Below are 16,415 nucleotides of genomic sequence, written 5' to 3' on the forward strand. Positions count from 1 at the left end.
CTGAATCCTCCTCAGATATGAAAGGCCTGTAAATAACAAACCCCTTATCTTAACTGTTCTATTTCTTTATGATTACGAATCGTTTCAAACCATGTGTATAGCTGTTGATATGTGCTATAAACCAATTCTTTTTCAAGTTGTAAATGGTTCATTTTCTCACGATATGTGTTCGATTCAGTTAAATCACGCTTTTGAATTTGCTCGGCCATAAAAATGACACCGTCTTTTATTGTAACAAATTCTAGCTCAAAAAACACCTGTGTCATGAAATTTACTGTATCTTTTGACCACCCTTTATGACGGCATAGTTGCTCGCCATATTGTCTTAAAGAAAATGGGGCTTTTTGATGTAAGAAAGAGTAATACCATTTAAAGTGTTCTCTCGTTGGAACCGTGCTAAACAAATGATTATTTTCTTGATAAAATAACGTGTAAATACGGGCCGGGAAGCCAACTTGAAATACACTTCGCAACTCTTCTATCCCTTTTGGTAAGTCAAGTAACACAACATACTCACCATCTAAACGAGTGACTGCTGATGCATGCACAAGTTGCTCTTTATAATCTTCTAAAGAAAATTTATTCAATACATCTTCAGAAAAATACACTATAACTATTTTTTCTTTTGGAAGTTCCGCCAAATTCGTTTCTACATTACGCATACTGCGCCAATCAAATAGTTGCCACGCTTCTACTGCGATATCTTGCACCATTAACTGCGGTTTCTTAAAATTATTCCATTCGTTAATAGATACTTCTCCTACAACAGAAACTTTTGCAACTGGAGAAATCTCTTTTGCATAGGCACCAAATCCAAAACCAATTGTATCTAGCGTAGCTTGTCCATCCCGAAGAGCCATTTTTAAATGAGAGCCATCTGATCCGATTGCGCGAATGCTTTCTAAATCAGCATCTTTCACTGCAATACGCGGTTTTGGATTCCCAACACCAAATGGTGCCAACTTCTGCATATCTTCAATTGCTGAAAGCGTGACGTCCTCTACTTTACAAATCGCATCTATAGTTGTAATCGGAATAAAATCTTCCTCTACTAAGACTGCATTCGCTTGTTCATTCAAACGGCGTCTCAGTTCCTCTACATCATTCATATGAAGCGTCATCCCTGCCGCCATTGGATGTCCTCCAAAATGAGGTAATAAATCTCTACAATCCGATAAATTAGCAAACAAATCAAACCCTTCAATACTGCGCGCAGATCCTTTAGCAATTTGCTTCTCAGAATCAATACTTAACACAATCGTCGGACGATAAAAACGTTCCACCAATTTAGAAGCAACAATTCCAATTACCCCTGGGTTCCAGCCTTCTTTCGCAAGAACAAGCACTTTATTCTCCTCTGGTGGATACTTACATTCCACCTCAACAATTGCTTCTTCTGTAATTTGTTTCACAATATCTTTTCGAAGTTTGTTTAGTTCATCAATTTCTTCTGCCAGCTCTTTCGCTTCTTCTGGATCTTCTGATAGCAGCAGATGAACCGCCGGAGCAGCATCTTCTAAACGTCCAACCGCATTAATACGAGGTGCTAGCAAAAAGCCAATACTTTCTTCTGTAATTTCACTTTGCGAGACATTCGCTACTTTAAAAAGTGCTTTTAAACCGATGTTTTTTGTCATTCGCATATGTTTTAATCCGCGCTGTACAATTAATCGATTCTCACCATGAAGTGATACTAAGTCAGCTACTGTACCAATAACAGCAATTTCTAGCAAATGCTCCGGAACACGCCCTAGTAACGCATGCGCTACTTTAAAAGCAACACCAACCCCTGCTAAATAGTGAAACGGATATACACCGCCCTCAAGCTTCGGATGAATAATTGCAAGTGCTTCCGGAAGTTCTGGCGGTGGCTCATGGTGATCTGTAATAATTAAATCGATTCCAAGCTCTTTTGCCACTTGCGCCTCATGTACTGCTGCTATTCCTGTATCAACCGTAATAATTAAAGAAAAACCTGCTCGGTGTGCCCAACGAAACGCCTCTTCATTTGGTCCATATCCTTCCGTAAAACGGTTTGGAATATAAAATTCCACATCTGCTCCTAATTCTTGGAGTGCTAAAAATAGTACGGTCGTACTACTTACTCCGTCTGCATCATAGTCACCAAATATTAAAATCTGTTCTCCATTTTGGATAGCCTGTTTCACACGCTCTACTGTCCGATCCATTCCTTCTAGTAAAAATGGATCATGAAACTCTTGCTCTGCTGTATTAAAAAAATCCATAATCTTATCTTCTGTATCTAAACCTCTACCGAGGAATAACGAAATAACAAGTGGTGATAATTGCAATTTACTTGCTAATTCCTTCACCAGTTCTTCATTATATGTTTTTTCTTTCCAACGCGTTTTCGGTTGTAACACGAAATCACCCCTTAACCTGTTCATTATACAAGACAGATTAAGGGGTGACAATATCATTCACCATTCCACAACATTCGTATTAATCTGGCGAATACGGATTAATATGAACAAACACATTTTGGACATTATCTTGCCGCATTAATACTTCTTTTACACATTTCCCAATACGATGCCCTTCTTCCACTGTAATATATGGGTCAACAGACACTTTAATATCAACAATTACATAATGCCCATGCTCACGCGCATATAGAGAACCTATTTTCTTCACGCCTTCTACTTGAAGAACTGCTTCCCTTAACGGAATGACATGTTCTTCATGCAGAACATGATCAAGTGTCGTATGAATCGCCTCTCCCCCAATGTCCCATGCCATCTTTACAACAAGTAATGAGACAAATAGTCCTGCAACAGGATCAGCATACACAAGCCAACTAGCACCTATTCGATTTCCAATAATTGCCGCACAAATTCCGATTAAAGCTGCAATTGAAGAAAACACATCTGAGCGGTGCTCATATGCATTTGCAATAATTGCATCACTATTTACCCGTTTCCCTAACCGATACTTATATTGAAACATCCCTTCCTTAACAACGATAGAAAGAATAACAGCAAAAATGGCAATCCCTTTCGGCGGCTCAAGTTCCTCGGTAAAAGCTTTAATCGAAGATATAGCAATTTCAATTCCAACAATAAATAATAACACTGCAACAATAATCGCTGAGATCGATTCCGCTTTTCCATGACCATAAGGGTGATCTTCATCAGGGGGTTGCTTTGCTGCACGCAGCCCAAAAAAGACAGCTAACGAACCAACTACATCCGATGCTGAATGAACTGCATCTGCTAAAAGCGCTTTACTATTTCCCATATAGCCGATTACTGCTTTCACAATCGCTAGCACAATATTCCCAACGATTCCGACAATAGCTCCAAACTCCGCCTGTTTAAAACGTTCATCTTTTTCCATAACTGAAATCCCTTCTTTTCTCAAAATACCTTTTCATTGTAGCAAAAATGCTAGCGATCGTATCACTCCCTTCTCGTTTATCTATTACTACTTTCATAAGAAAGAGCATCACTTCATCCTATTCCAACAGTTTCCTAACCTAAAGAAGCAAGCTTCTCTTCAGCCCCCAATTGGTTCTACTTCCTTTAGCCAAGTACCCAAAAGGAAATATCTCTTTATTGTATCCATAGACGAAAAAAGAGATGCCTCGAAAGAGACATCATCTTTTATTTTTCTCATTTTTAAACTTGTGGTTTAGATTCTTCTGCTACTATCTTTTTCTTTCCTTTTTTTAAACGACGATTTTCAAGCATGAGCCAAATTTGGGATGCAACGAAAACAGAAGAATACGTACCTACAACTAATCCTACCATTAATGCAAACGAGAAGTTTCGTAACGATTCACTACCGAAAATCATCAGTGCAATAACAGGGAATAACACAGTTAATACTGTATTAATAGAACGACCAATTGTTTGACGAATACTCGCATTTACAATTTCTTCTAGATCTTTCAAATCGCGAATACGTTTTTTCTGTTTGTATAGTTCACGGTTTCTGTCAAATGTAACAATCGAGTCATTGATAGAATAACCGATAATGGTTAAGACAGCTGCAATAAATGTCAAATCTACTTCCAGATGGAAAATACTAAACATCACAATCATTACAAATGCATCATGGAGTAACGCTGCGACAGCAGCTACCGCATATGTAAATCGGAAACGAATGCTTACATATAGTATGATAACCGCTGAAGCAATCAGAACTGCGATGAAGGCATTTTGTGCGATTTCCTTCCCGATTGTTGGCGAAACTGTGCTTACGTTTGGTTCTGTGCCATATTTATCATGGAAGAATGTTTTCGCTTTTGCAATTTCCTCTTTTGATAAAACACCAATTGTACGAACAGCGAATCCTTTATTGTCATCACCTGTCGGTACAATATCTTCCTCTTTCACATCAATTTTCAATTCATGTAAATCTTTATGAACTTGAGAAACGCTAATTGTTTGTTTTGATTGCAAGTCCATACGTGTACCACTTGCAAAGTCAATACCCAAGTTCATTTTGAAAATTGGTAGTATAATTGCTCCTGCAATAACAACTACAATGGAGAATAATAAAAATTTGTGACCGATATTTACAAAGTTAATACGGTCAAATTTTGTTGGTGCATGCTCAACGCCTTTTGACAATGGAATAATTTCTTTTTGTTTCACACCAAAGTAAGCTGGTTTTTTATCAAAATAACGGCTCTTCACAAGTAATCCTAGTAAGAAACGAGTACCGAATACGTTCGTAACAAAACCAACAAAAATACTTACAATTAAACTTGTTGCAAACCCTTGTACAGAGCTTGTACCATATACAAATAGCACACCGGCTGCTGCAAGAGTTGTAATATTCGCATCCAAAATTGTCGCTAAAGAACGATGGTTACCAGAGCGATATGCTGACATCATGGACTTACCAATTCGCAATTCTTCCTTCAATCTCTCGTACGTAATAATATTCGCATCAACAGCGATACCAACCCCGAGCACTAAGGCCGCAATACCTGGCAATGTAAGAACAGCATGCATCCAGTTAAAGACAAGAAGCGTTACAAAAATATACAGCCCTAGCATAATAACTGCGATAAATCCTGGTAAACGATAGAATACAAGCATGAATAAGAAAATAAGAGCTATGCCAATCACACTAGCAAAAATTGTTTCTTCTAATGCTTGTTGACCAAATTTCGCCCCAACAGATGTTGAATACATTTCTTTTAAATCAACAGGAAGTGCCCCTGCATTTAATAAAGATGAAAGTTGTTTTGCACTTTCAACTGTAAAGTTTCCACCTACGATAGAAACTTCCGCTTGATTAAATACTTGATTTACTGTTGCTGCTGATAAAAATTTTGGATTTGGTTTTGCAGATTCCGCTTTATAAGAATCCTTACCTTCTTCAAAATCAAGCCAAATTACCATCAAGTTTGTTGGTGGTGGCATTTTAGAAATTTTTTCTGTTACTTCGCGGAATTTATCAGCACTTTTTAATGTAAGTCCAACGCTTGGTCGTCCTTGTTCATCAAATGTTTGCTTTGCTCCTCCGCCTTTTAAATCTGTCCCATCCATAAGAAGATTATCATTCACATCACGGAATGTTAACTTTGCTTGAGTAGATAAAATTTCACGTGCTTTTTGTTGATCTTTTACGCCAGCAAGCTGAACACGAATTCGATCTTTTCCTTCGATTTGAATGTTCGGCTCACTTACACCAAGCACATTGACACGGTTATTCAAAGCACCTACTGTACTTACAAGTGCATCGTGATCAATTTTATCCCCCTTCTTTGCTGGTTTTACTTGATACAAGATTTCAAAACCACCGCGAAGGTCTAACCCAAGACTAATGCCTTTTGTTATGTTTTTTCCTGCCGCACCAATAATCCCACCGATTAATAAAACAATGAGAAAAAAGGCGACAATTCTTGTACTACGCTTTGCCATATGTACCTTCTTTCCGCTACTAACATCATAAGTAAATGTAATCTTATATGAGACAATATTCACATGTATATTTGTCCAGTTAGTAGACTTCCTTTCTGTAAATTTTTCAATGTTTGACTAGCTCATCGCTAGCATATAGGTAACGGTTCGTTCTATTGAAGAATAATATCACCTACATATATCAATGATTGTGTCTATATCCTACCTCCTTTTATATAAAATCTTAGACAATAATAAACTCCTCTTTATCAATACCTATCATTATACTGCAAAAGGAAGAACAAACCAATTGCAGTCAGTTATTTATTTTCATACTCTTCAAATGACGAAAGCGGCGCTTGATATGCTTCCACAGTTAAATACGTCATATACTCATTTGCAGTTAGCTTTAATATATCATTTACTAATTCATATAATCTAACATTGCTATCTACCTTTTTCCATTTTTTTAATTTCAAGTACTTCCAAATATCTTCTATTGTGACTTGATCATACCCAATCATTTGGAACTCTTCTATCTTACTTTGTAAAACGACTTGTAACTGTCCGCGGTAAGCTTCTATAATATCTTCTTTTTCCAATTTACATCACATCTCCTTCTTATCTCAGCACGAAAAGTCGCTTTAAATCCCGCTCTAATGGACAGCAATAACTGCATTTAATCATTTTGTTTCTTTCTGTTCTTCTTAAATGCTTGTCATTCTTGTCTCATACGTGCATATAAATTATTGTAAATCATTCCATTGATTTTGAGAAGGTAGGAGAAAAAGATCATGACAAGACAAAGCTTTTTACGAGGTGCATTTATTTTAATGCTAGCTGGCTTGATTACAAAAATCCTTGGTTTTATTAACCGTATTGTAATGGCACGCATTTTAGGAGAAGAAGGTGTCGGTCTGTATATGATGGCTGTCCCTACTTTCATCTTAGCCATTGTTTTAACACAAATCGGCCTTCCCGTTGCTATTGCAAAATTCGTTGCCGAAGCAGAGGCAATGAATGACCGGCAAAAGGTCAAAAGAATTTTAACCGTATCACTAGCGGTTACATCTCTTATTAGCATTATTTTAACGATTGCTATTATGCTTCTCACACCTATTTTAGCTAAAACACTTTTAACTGATGAAAGAACTTACTATCCATTAATGGCTATTTTACCTGTTGTTCCTGTCATTGCTGTTTCATCTGTGTTACGAGGGTATTTCCAAGGAAAACAAAATATGAAGCCAGGAGCTTATGCACAAGTACTAGAACAAGTAGTCCGCATCACAATTATTGCTATCTGTATTCGTCTATTTTTACCTTATGGCGTTGAATATGCAGCAGCAGGTGCTATGCTTTCAGCTGTCCTTGGTGAGGTTGCTTCTTTATTATTTCTACTCACATTATTCCAGCGTGAAAAACATATTTCCATACGCAACGGTTTTCTAAACACTGTGAAAGAGAGTAAACATACGTTTCATTCGCTTATGGAAATTGCACTGCCGACGACAGGAAGCCGCTTAATTGGATCCATTTCTTATTTTTTTGAGCCGATTGTCGTCATGCAAAGTTTGGCAATTGCTGGTGTTACCGCTTCTGTCGCTACACAGCAATACGGCATCTTAAATGGCTATGCCTTTCCCCTTCTATCGCTACCTGCATTCATTACATATGCCCTTTCTACAGCACTCGTACCATCTATTAGCGAAGCGATGGCGAAAAGGCAACATCAGTTAGTAGAATACCGCTTGCAACAAGCATTGCGAATTTCTTTAATTACAGGCGGTTGGTCCGTCATCATTCTGTATGTATTCGCTTCACCCGTGTTAACTCTTATGTATGGTTCTGACAGCGCTACTGCATTTATACGACTACTTGCACCTTGTTTTTTATTTCATTATTTTCAAAGCCCGCTCACATCTGTTTTACAAGCTTTAAACTTAGCTAGAGCTGCGATGATGAATACATTTGTTGGTGCGATTGTAAAGTTACTTGTTATCTTTATTCTTGCCTCAAGGCCGGAATTTCAAATGATGGGGGTTGCACTTGCCATTGCTGCTAATATTATTACAGTAACATTTCTCCATTATGCGACCGTCTTAAAAAAAATTACATTCACCATTTATTTAAAAGACTATCTTTATGGGGGTATTACCATCCTAGCCGCAGGTACGTTTGGATTTTATCTTCATCACCATGTTATATTTTCTCAATCACTCGGCATACAAACATTATGGGAAATTACATTAACTACACTTATTTACATCGTTCTCCTGCTCATCTTTAAGCTCATTCGGAAAGAAGAATTACGAAGAATCCCTTTCCTTCGTAAACTATTTATATAGTAAGAACGCTCTCTATGTACAAGAAACTAGTCTAACTTATCAAATTTTGAAATATGTTTGTATTAAAAAGGGGGCATGCACAATGGATGGGTCAAAAAAGTTCTCTATCGCCATTGGAGCTGGCATTATCACAATCTTGATTCTTGCTTCTATAACAAGCATGATAATCGCTCTTTTATTAAAGTTCACAAATATTAACGAAGGAACATTAGCAATTACAATTTTTATACTTGCTCTTCTTTCTATGCTCATTGCTGGTTTTATTGCTGGCAAAAAAGCGCAAGGGAGAGGGTGGCTCGTCGGGGTTACAACTGGACTTACTTTTGCAATTCTCGTATTTCTCATTCATTACTTAGGTTTCTCCCAAACTTTATCTAACTCTCAGCTTCTCTATCAACTTGCTTTAATAGGAGCTAGTACACTTGGAGGAATCTTAGGAGTAAATACGACAAAGCTACATTAAAAACAAAAAATATGCGCTCATCATACATGGAAATAACAGATTACCATGACGAAGAAAAGCCCTGCGTTTGCAGGGCTTTTTATCCAGAACGTATTCCTTCTAACAAAAAACATTCCGTATACAACTAGATTATTTGTAAAACTTCACGCGATTTTCTAATGGTTGGAATTCCTTTTCTCCAGCTGGTGCTACCGGTTTACCAAATGGCATTTGCGCAATAAGTTTCCAGCTTTCTAGAACATTCCATTCCTTTTTCACTTCATCATCAATTAATGGATTATAGTGCTGTAATGTTGCACCGAATCCTTCAATTTCTAACGCTGTCCAAATTACAAATTGTAACATACCTGATGATTGCTCAGACCATTTGGGGAAATTCTCTTTATATGATGCAAATTGTTCTTGAAGACTTTCCACTACTTTGCCGTCTTCAAAGAATAAAACTGTTCCATAACCGCTTTTAAATGCATTCATTTTTTCTTCAGTTGGACCAAAGTTATTTTCAGGAACAATTTTTCGTAATGTTTCTTTTGTCAGATCCCATAATTTATCATGTTGTTCTCCTAATACAACAACAACACGCGCACTTTGAGAGTTAAAAGCTGACGGTGTATGCTTTACAGCGTGCTGAATTACCTCTTGAATTTTTTCGTCAGAAACTACTTGTTCTTTACTAATTCCATAAATAGATCTTCTGTCTTCAATTGCTTTGTAAAAATCTTTTGCCATTTGAAATCCCTCCAATTTGGATTTTAAAGCTAAAAAGCATGTGGATTTCTACTAAAAATAAATAACTGATCCATAGTAAGTTTCAGACTGAATTACATCCACAAATAAAAGTAAAATCAAGTTGTATAACTCATACTTTTTTATTCTTCCTATTTCTTTTTTTTCCATTCATAAAAATAACAACAATCATAAAACCCACAGAGAAAAGAAAACCTCTCCGTAGGCTCATTATGAAAAAAATAAGAATCTCTCTTTTACTTTCTATATTGATTTAAAATCAGCCACGTCCAGCTTGGAATGATGGATATAAAGTCATTCCGCCATCAGCAAATAATGTAATTCCTGTTACATAACTCGCTTGTGAAGAAGCAAGCCATGCTGCCACCGCCGCAATTTCTTTTGGCTTTCCGATGTATCCCATCGGAATCATACTTTCAACATCTGCACGTTTTTCTGGATCTGCAAATTTTTCAGCATTAATTGGCGTATTGATCGCACCCGGCCCAATATTGTTTACACGAATTCCTTTTGGTGCATATTCTAATGCTAATGTTTCAGTCATTAACTTAATACCACCTTTACTTGCCGCATAGTGTACAAATAATGGCCATGGAATTTTCTCGTGAACGCTAGACATGTTAATAACGCTACCTTTAATATCATTCTCAACAAAATATTTGATTGCTTCTCGACTTCCTAAGAAAGCACCTGTTAAATTTGTTTCGATAACTCGATTCCAATCACTTAATGGCATTTTATGTGAATCTACTGGATTTTCAATACCAGCATTATTAATCATGACATCTAGTGTACCAAACTCTTTCACAGCTGTCTGAACGAGATTGATTACATCTGCTTCTACCGTGACATCGCCTTTTACTACAATAGCTTCTCCGCCTGCTTTTTGTATTTCTTCTGCTATTTCTTGTGCTTCCGCTTCATTCGAACGATAATTCACTACAACTTTCGCTTTTTCCTCTCCAAAGCGAACTGCCATCGCCTTTCCTAATCCTTTTGATGCACCTGTAATGACAACAACTTTGCCTTTTAAATCTGGATACATACTATTGTCCTCCTTTTATCCTACAATACAAGTTGTGATAACAAAGATGATTGGAATAATCATTGCAATGAATTGAAGTTTTGTTTTCTTCTCACCTAAAGTTGAGATTACAATTCCCATTTCGGAAAAGTTTGTTACGATTTCTACACGTGGTTATGAAATAAACAAAAACATATCGATTCTATTTTGTCCCAATTCAAGCTTTTTATATCTTATTTAGAAAAGTACGAGACCGACTCTCCTACTTCCCGAACAATCAACTTGCTCTCTATTTTCCAAATGTACGTCAAGTAATGGTTGTATTTCTGTTGATTCTAACGGAAAACAACTATTTGTTTCATCATGTATTCACTGTAAAAATTTATTAAAAGTACAAATTGCCTTCACTTAGAAAATCAGTCTAATTCTCTTACTTCAAATGGCAATAATAATCGTTCAAGTTGTTTTCTATAAGGTTCATATTGCTCAGGTAACATTAATTGTTCTCCCATCGTTTTTTATTCATTTTATAAGCTCCTTTTTATTTTATAATTTCGCCACATGAATCTCATTCATTGACTAGTAAATACGGTTTATTTTTTCAATTAACTCACGCTTAACCTTTTCCATAAGATACAATTACATTCATATTATGAAATTTTATCTCGAATTATATTATCTTTAATTCGAGATATTTTTCAAAAAAATGATAATCCTTTCTCAACTACATGTTTGAGCAAACAAAGTGACACAGCGGGGGGCTCCACCCCTCATGAATCGGGCTGTCTTAAAATAATAGGATAAACATTCTATATTTTTATATCTTCTACAAATTTAATTTATCTCGAATTCGAGATAATATTATAATAAGTCATTTTGATTGTCAACATTTTTTATCCTTTTATAAAAATATTTTTGACACGAACTACTTATCGATTTTTTTTAGAAAAAGAATGACTGAAAATGATACACCACATCAAATGAAAAAGTAATAATATCCCTTGTACAAAACGCCTATATTATATACAGATAAGCTCCTTATAAATAAAAAAACATAAACTATACAAAAGCTTTAAAGGAGTTGAAAATGTAATGTACCCTCATCATTACGTACCTTGGCAGCAATGGCATCAACACCACCCACATCATACTTGGCAACAATGGCATCATGTCATGTGGCCACATTATATGGGTTGGAATCAATGGCATCATATACATCCACATGGCACTTGGCAGCAATGGCATCAACAATTCCCAATACCTTACCATCGCTAAACATAAAGTGAAACTTTAATCAGTGGAGTTTTTCTTCATCCCTCACTGATTATGAGCCCTCACCAATCGGACTGTTAGTCTCCCTCCTATCTTCCTTTTTTCTAGGTGGCAGTCTTACCGTCTCGAAATGACAGAATAAATAGTAAATTAAGCAAAAAAAAGAGCCTATTTAGGATAAAATAGGCTCTTTTTCAAGCTATGCAAAAGCTTTCATGATTACTTCTTTACAACTTCACGAATTGCATTGCGATCAAATGTTAAGTGTGAACCACCAGATTTAATAACAATTGTCGTATCATCTACTGACTCAATTGTACCGTGTAAACCACCGATTGTTACGATCGCATCACCTTTTTTTAGCTCGCTTTGCATTTGAGCTACTGCCTTTTGGCGCTTTTGTTGCGGGCGAATTAATAAGAAATAGAAAATCGCAAACATTGCAACAATCATGACAATATTCATCATACCAGGACTCATTTTTGTTCCTCCTTTAATATTATGTATTAGAAGTTTTTAGCATTCGGTTTATTAAAGCCATACTGTTCAAAGAACTCTTCGCGGAAATCACCAAGACGATCTTCACGAATGGCTTGTCTCACCTGCTCCATTAAGTTTAACAGAAAATGCAGATTGTGATAAGACGTTAAACGAATTCCGAACGTTTCATCACATTTCATTAAGTGACGAATATATGCACGTGAATAATTTTTACATGCGTAACAATCACAATTTGGATCCAGTGGACCAAAGTCTCTTGCAAATTTCGCATTTTTCACAACGAGACGACCTTGACTTGTCATACAAGTACCATTTCGAGCAATGCGAGTTGGCAGTACACAGTCAAACATATCGATACCGCGAATGGCACCATCAATTAATGAATCAGGAGAACCGACTCCCATTAAATAACGAGGTTTATTTTCTGGAAGAAGCGGTGTTGTAAACTCAAGGACACGATTCATAATATCTTTCGGCTCCCCTACTGATAAACCGCCTACAGCGTAACCAGGGAAGTCCATTGAAACAAGGTCCTTAGCACTTTGGCGACGAAGCTCTTCAAACTCTCCACCCTGTACAATACCGAATAACCCTTGATCTTCCGGGCGCTGATGCGCTTTTAAACAACGCTCTGCCCAACGGCTTGTACGCTCTACAGACTTTTTCATATATTCAAAAGTAGCTGGGAATGGTGGGCATTCATCAAATGCCATCATAATATCTGAACCTAAAGCATTTTGAATTTCCATCGCTTTTTCTGGCGATAAAAATAGCTTGTCTCCATTTAAATGGTTGCGGAAATGCACACCTTCTTCTTCAATACGACGGAAGTCACTTAAACTAAATACTTGGAATCCACCAGAATCCGTTAAAATAGCGCGATCCCAGTTCATAAATTTATGCAGACCACCTGCTTCACGTACAATTTCATGACCTGGACGCAGCCATAGATGATACGTATTACTTAAAATAATGCCAGAATCCATCGCTTTTAATTCTTCTGGTGACATTGTTTTCACTGTTGCTAATGTACCAACTGGCATAAAGGTCGGTGTATCAAAAGATCCATGTGGCGTATGCACACGACCTAAACGTGCGCCCGTTTGCTTACATTTCTTAATAAATTCGTAACGAATTGCTGTCATAAATTTACTCCTTCTTTATTTCATTCTCTCTTTCGTATGAGATGCAAGGAACATCGCATCACCAAAACTAAAGAAACGGTATTTTTCTTTCACTGCTTCATTATAGGCATGAAGCACATTTTCTCTACCTGCAAATGCACTCACCAGCATAATTAATGTTGATTTTGGTAAATGGAAGTTTGTAATTAAACCGTCAATTGCTTTAAATTCATAACCTGGATACATAAAGATATCCGTCCATCCAGATGCACCGCAAAGTTTACCATCATGCTCTGTAGCAATTGTTTCAAGTGTACGCGTTGATGTCGTACCAACTGTAATAATACGGCCACCTTTTGCTTTCACGTCATTTAATACGTCAGCCGTTTCCTGCGACATATGATAATACTCAGCATGCATATGATGATCTTCAATTTTATCAGCCGAAACTGGTCTAAATGTTCCAAGACCAACATGAAGTGTAATGAATGCTAATTTCACACCTTTTTGTTGTAATTTCTCCAGTAACTCTTCTGTAAAATGCAGACCCGCTGTTGGTGCTGCTGCAGAACCAATTTCCTTCGCATATACAGTTTGGTAACGATCGCGGTCTTCTAATGTTTCTTTAATGTAAGGGGGAAGTGGCATTTCTCCCAGTTCATCTAAAATCTCATAAAAGATACCGTCATAAGAAAATTCAAGTTGACGACCGCCTTGATCAGCAGTTCCTACACATGTTGCTTTTAGTTTTCCTTCGCCAAAAGAAATAACAGTTCCTTCTTTCACACGTTTCGCCGGTTTCACAAGTGTTTCCCACGTATCTCCCTCTTCTTGTTTTAAAAGAAGCACCTCAATATGTGCACCTGTATCTTCTTTTACCCCATGCAAACGAGCAGGCATAACTTTTGTTTCATTTAAAACTAAACAATCTCCTTCATGTAAATACGCTAAAATATCGCTAAAATGCTCATGCTCGATATCACCTGTTTCACGATCTAACACCATTAACCTTGATGTTTCACGCTTTTCAAGCGGCGTTTGCGCAATAAGTTCTTCTGGTAAATGAAAATCAAACAGATTAATATCCATAACTATATCCACCTATTTCTATTTAAATCGATTTATTATATACATAATAAAAGATAATACAATACTTAACACAATACATGTAATGATCGGAAAATAAAAGGTAACGTTTCCCTTTTTCACAAAAATATCGCCTGGAAGCCTTCCGATAAACTTCCAAGCCAAGCCGATCACAATGAGAAGAATACCAGCTGTTATAAGAAGTTTTGACATATCCGTCATACTTCTGGCATCTCCATTCCGAAATGTTGATATGCAAGTGGCGTAACAATTCTTCCTCGTGGCGTACGCTGTAAGAATCCAATTTGCAGTAAATATGGCTCATATACATCTTCAATTGTATGAGATTCTTCACCAATTGTCGCCGAAACTGTCTCTAATCCAACTGGACCACCACAGAATTTTTCAATAATACCAAGCAGTAATTTATGGTCAATGTGATCCAGACCTAATTTATCTACTTGCAAGAGCTCTAATGCCATTTGTGTAATTTCCATTGCGATTGTTCCATCGCCTCTTACTTGTGCGAAATCCCGTACGCGTCTTAAAAGACGGTTCGCGATACGCGGTGTACCACGAGCACGCCTTGCAATTTCTAAAGCGGCTAAAGAATCAATTTCCACTTCAAACACTTCTGCTGTTCTTTCTACAATCGCTGATAATTGATCTACTGTATAATACTCCAGTCTTGATAATACCCCAAAACGATCACGAAGCGGAGCTGACAGTGCCCCTGCACGTGTTGTGGCACCCACTAATGTAAAAGGTGGCAAGTCAAGCCTTACTGACCGTGCAGTCGGCCCTTTACCAATGACAATATCAAGACAAAAGTCCTCCATTGCTGGATATAAAACTTCCTCAATAGATCTATGCAAACGATGAATTTCATCAATAAATAGTACATCACCAGGTTGAAGAGCTGTTAACACTGCTGCTAAATCTCCTGGCCTTTCAATTGCTGGACCTGATGTCGTTCGAATATTAACTCCCATTTCGTTTGCGATAATATTAGCAAGCGTTGTTTTCCCAAGTCCTGGTGGTCCATATAATAAGACGTGATCCAATGTTTCCTCACGCATTTTTGCAGCCTCAATAAATACCTCTAAATTATGTTTTGCCTTATCTTGGCCAATATATTGACGGAGTGTCTGTGGCCGCAACGAATATTCTAAGTCTGCATCTTCATATGCAGATTCCCCTGACAGGAGACGTTCGTCCATTCTACTCACCTCTTACCATTTAGTAAAAGACTAAGTGCCTTTTTAATATACTGATCCGTCGTCAATGACTCTTTTAATAACTCCGGCAAGACGCGATTGATTTCGCGTTCTGCATAACCGAGTGCACGGAGCGCTTCAAGTGCCTCGTCCAGTTCAGTTGATGAACCTTTTTTCTCATCAAAACGCTCTTCATCTGAGAATAAATCAACGAATGCATCTGGTACAACATCAGCTAATTTTCCTTTTAAATCTAAAATCATTTGACGAGCCGTTTTCTTTCCAACACCCGGAAATTTCACTAAAAACTTCTCATCTTCGTTCTCAATCGCTTGTACAACCTGCCCTGTTTGACCTGAGGCTAAAATGGCAAGCGCACCTTTTGGTCCAATTCCCGATACACCTAAAAGTTTTGTAAATAGTAAACGCTCTTCACGTGTCTTAAAACCGTAAAGTGCCATTATATCTTCTCTTACATAGTGATATGTATATACCCGAATTTCTTGCTTACTTCTTTGGAATACATATGGGTTTGGCGTGAAAATTTGGTAGCCAATTCCATTATGGTCAAGAACGATATATTCCGGTCCTACGTACTCTACATAACCTGTAACATACTCAAACAAAATACGATCTCTCCCTCTCAAATCATGTATTCCATTTTAACATACTTAGCAATAGAAAAGCGAGACTACCCCAACAAATGTTCTCTATTTTAAATTTCTCTTTTTTTTATCTTTTTTATATTGACAGATTG

At 37.1% G+C, this 16,415-nt stretch carries 14 protein-coding genes and 2 pseudogenes; 2 read left to right on the forward strand and 14 right to left on the reverse strand.

Annotated elements, in window-relative coordinates; all coding sequences use genetic code 11:
• Positions 1 to 44: 44 nt before the first annotated feature.
• The 4 genes from recJ to MR063_RS03355 all read right to left on the reverse strand — a co-directional run bounded on the left by recJ (position 45) and on the right by MR063_RS03355 (position 6,478).
• Positions 45 to 2,384 carry a single-stranded-DNA-specific exonuclease RecJ gene (gene recJ / locus MR063_RS03340; RefSeq protein ID WP_242193369.1) on the reverse strand — a complete coding sequence of 780 codons (2,340 nt, stop codon included), beginning with the start codon at positions 2,382 to 2,384 and terminating at the stop codon, positions 45 to 47.
• Positions 2,385 to 2,463: 79 nt separating this feature from the next.
• Positions 2,464 to 3,357: a cation diffusion facilitator family transporter gene (locus MR063_RS03345; RefSeq protein ID WP_242145203.1), complete on the reverse strand. Its 894-nt coding sequence runs from the start codon at positions 3,355 to 3,357 to the stop codon at positions 2,464 to 2,466.
• Between the two features lie 281 nt (positions 3,358 to 3,638).
• Positions 3,639 to 5,897, reverse strand: coding sequence for a protein translocase subunit SecDF (secDF, locus tag MR063_RS03350; RefSeq protein ID WP_242145204.1), 2,259 nt, complete (start codon positions 5,895 to 5,897; stop codon positions 3,639 to 3,641).
• 299 nt (positions 5,898 to 6,196) lie between these two features.
• Positions 6,197 to 6,478: a post-transcriptional regulator gene (locus MR063_RS03355; RefSeq protein WP_242193370.1), complete on the reverse strand. Its 282-nt coding sequence runs from the start codon at positions 6,476 to 6,478 to the stop codon at positions 6,197 to 6,199.
• Positions 6,479 to 6,670: 192 nt separating this feature from the next.
• On the opposite strand from MR063_RS03355, the gene spoVB reads away from it, so the two are divergent.
• Both spoVB and MR063_RS03365 read left to right on the forward strand, forming a co-directional pair.
• On the forward strand, positions 6,671 to 8,224 hold the full coding sequence (gene spoVB / locus MR063_RS03360; protein WP_242193371.1) for a stage V sporulation protein B: 1,554 nt from the start codon (positions 6,671 to 6,673) through the stop codon (positions 8,222 to 8,224).
• A gap of 82 nt (positions 8,225 to 8,306) precedes the next feature.
• Complete coding sequence (locus MR063_RS03365; protein WP_242193373.1) at positions 8,307 to 8,687, forward strand: TIGR04086 family membrane protein; 381 nt, start codon at positions 8,307 to 8,309, stop codon at positions 8,685 to 8,687.
• 129 nt (positions 8,688 to 8,816) lie between these two features.
• Here MR063_RS03365 and MR063_RS03370 read toward each other — a convergent pair whose 3' ends face one another.
• The 10 genes and pseudogenes from MR063_RS03370 to ruvA all read right to left on the reverse strand — a co-directional run bounded on the left by MR063_RS03370 (position 8,817) and on the right by ruvA (position 16,284).
• Positions 8,817 to 9,416, reverse strand: a complete 600-nt coding sequence (locus tag MR063_RS03370; protein ID WP_242193374.1) for a nitroreductase family protein — start codon at positions 9,414 to 9,416, stop codon at positions 8,817 to 8,819.
• 277 nt (positions 9,417 to 9,693) lie between these two features.
• Positions 9,694 to 10,479 (reverse strand): glucose 1-dehydrogenase, encoded by a 786-nt coding sequence (gene gdh, locus MR063_RS03375; protein WP_242193379.1) that lies wholly within the window; start codon positions 10,477 to 10,479, stop codon positions 9,694 to 9,696.
• A 15-nt stretch (positions 10,480 to 10,494) separates the two neighbouring features.
• Positions 10,495 to 10,656 (reverse strand): annotated as a pseudogene (locus MR063_RS03380) (glucose transporter GlcU); the annotation flags it as partial.
• Positions 10,657 to 10,874: 218 nt separating this feature from the next.
• Positions 10,875 to 10,976: pseudogene (locus MR063_RS03385) on the reverse strand (ring-cleaving dioxygenase); the annotation flags it as partial.
• A 973-nt stretch (positions 10,977 to 11,949) separates the two neighbouring features.
• On the reverse strand, positions 11,950 to 12,210 hold the full coding sequence (gene yajC / locus MR063_RS03390; RefSeq protein WP_242145214.1) for a preprotein translocase subunit YajC: 261 nt from the start codon (positions 12,208 to 12,210) through the stop codon (positions 11,950 to 11,952).
• Positions 12,211 to 12,236: 26 nt separating this feature from the next.
• Positions 12,237 to 13,376, reverse strand: coding sequence for a tRNA guanosine(34) transglycosylase Tgt (gene tgt / locus MR063_RS03395; RefSeq protein ID WP_242193383.1), 1,140 nt, complete (start codon positions 13,374 to 13,376; stop codon positions 12,237 to 12,239).
• A 15-nt stretch (positions 13,377 to 13,391) separates the two neighbouring features.
• A complete protein-coding gene (gene queA / locus MR063_RS03400) occupies positions 13,392 to 14,444 on the reverse strand; it encodes a tRNA preQ1(34) S-adenosylmethionine ribosyltransferase-isomerase QueA (protein ID WP_242145218.1) in 1,053 nt (350 codons plus the stop codon).
• An 18-nt stretch (positions 14,445 to 14,462) separates the two neighbouring features.
• Entirely contained in the window at positions 14,463 to 14,663 is a 201-nt protein-coding gene (locus MR063_RS03405) for a DUF2905 domain-containing protein (protein ID WP_242145219.1), read from the reverse strand.
• Complete coding sequence (gene ruvB, locus MR063_RS03410; protein ID WP_242193387.1) at positions 14,660 to 15,661, reverse strand: Holliday junction branch migration DNA helicase RuvB; 1,002 nt, start codon at positions 15,659 to 15,661, stop codon at positions 14,660 to 14,662. Before ruvB ends, MR063_RS03405 begins: the two co-directional genes overlap by 4 nt.
• A gap of 5 nt (positions 15,662 to 15,666) precedes the next feature.
• A complete protein-coding gene (ruvA, locus tag MR063_RS03415; RefSeq protein ID WP_242193388.1) occupies positions 15,667 to 16,284 on the reverse strand; it encodes a Holliday junction DNA helicase RuvA in 618 nt (205 codons plus the stop codon).
• Positions 16,285 to 16,415: the final 131 nt, after the last annotated feature.

Origin of the sequence: Bacillus cereus group sp. BfR-BA-01492 (genome assembly GCF_022662815.1) — a bacterium.
Taxonomy (GTDB): domain Bacteria; phylum Bacillota; class Bacilli; order Bacillales; family Bacillaceae_G; genus Bacillus_A; species Bacillus_A cereus_BD.

Bases quoted from the DNA above. Each gene is read 5' to 3' on its own strand.
- MR063_RS03345 (WP_242145203.1), bottom strand. From the start codon at position 3,357: ATGGAAAAAGATGAACGTTTTAAACAGGCGGAGTTTGGAGCTATTGTC.
- secDF (WP_242145204.1), bottom strand. From the start codon at position 5,897: ATGGCAAAGCGTAGTACAAGAATTGTCGCCTTTTTTCTCATTGTTTTA.
- spoVB (WP_242193371.1), top strand. From the start codon at position 6,671: ATGACAAGACAAAGCTTTTTACGAGGTGCATTTATTTTAATGCTAGCT.
- MR063_RS03365 (WP_242193373.1), top strand. From the start codon at position 8,307: ATGGATGGGTCAAAAAAGTTCTCTATCGCCATTGGAGCTGGCATTATC.
- MR063_RS03370 (WP_242193374.1), bottom strand. From the start codon at position 9,416: ATGGCAAAAGATTTTTACAAAGCAATTGAAGACAGAAGATCTATTTAT.
- gdh (WP_242193379.1), bottom strand. From the start codon at position 10,479: ATGTATCCAGATTTAAAAGGCAAAGTTGTTGTCATTACAGGTGCATCA.
- yajC (WP_242145214.1), bottom strand. From the start codon at position 12,210: ATGAGTCCTGGTATGATGAATATTGTCATGATTGTTGCAATGTTTGCG.
- tgt (WP_242193383.1), bottom strand. From the start codon at position 13,376: ATGACAGCAATTCGTTACGAATTTATTAAGAAATGTAAGCAAACGGGC.
- queA (WP_242145218.1), bottom strand. From the start codon at position 14,444: ATGGATATTAATCTGTTTGATTTTCATTTACCAGAAGAACTTATTGCG.
- MR063_RS03405 (WP_242145219.1), bottom strand. From the start codon at position 14,663: ATGACGGATATGTCAAAACTTCTTATAACAGCTGGTATTCTTCTCATT.
- ruvB (WP_242193387.1), bottom strand. From the start codon at position 15,661: ATGGACGAACGTCTCCTGTCAGGGGAATCTGCATATGAAGATGCAGAC.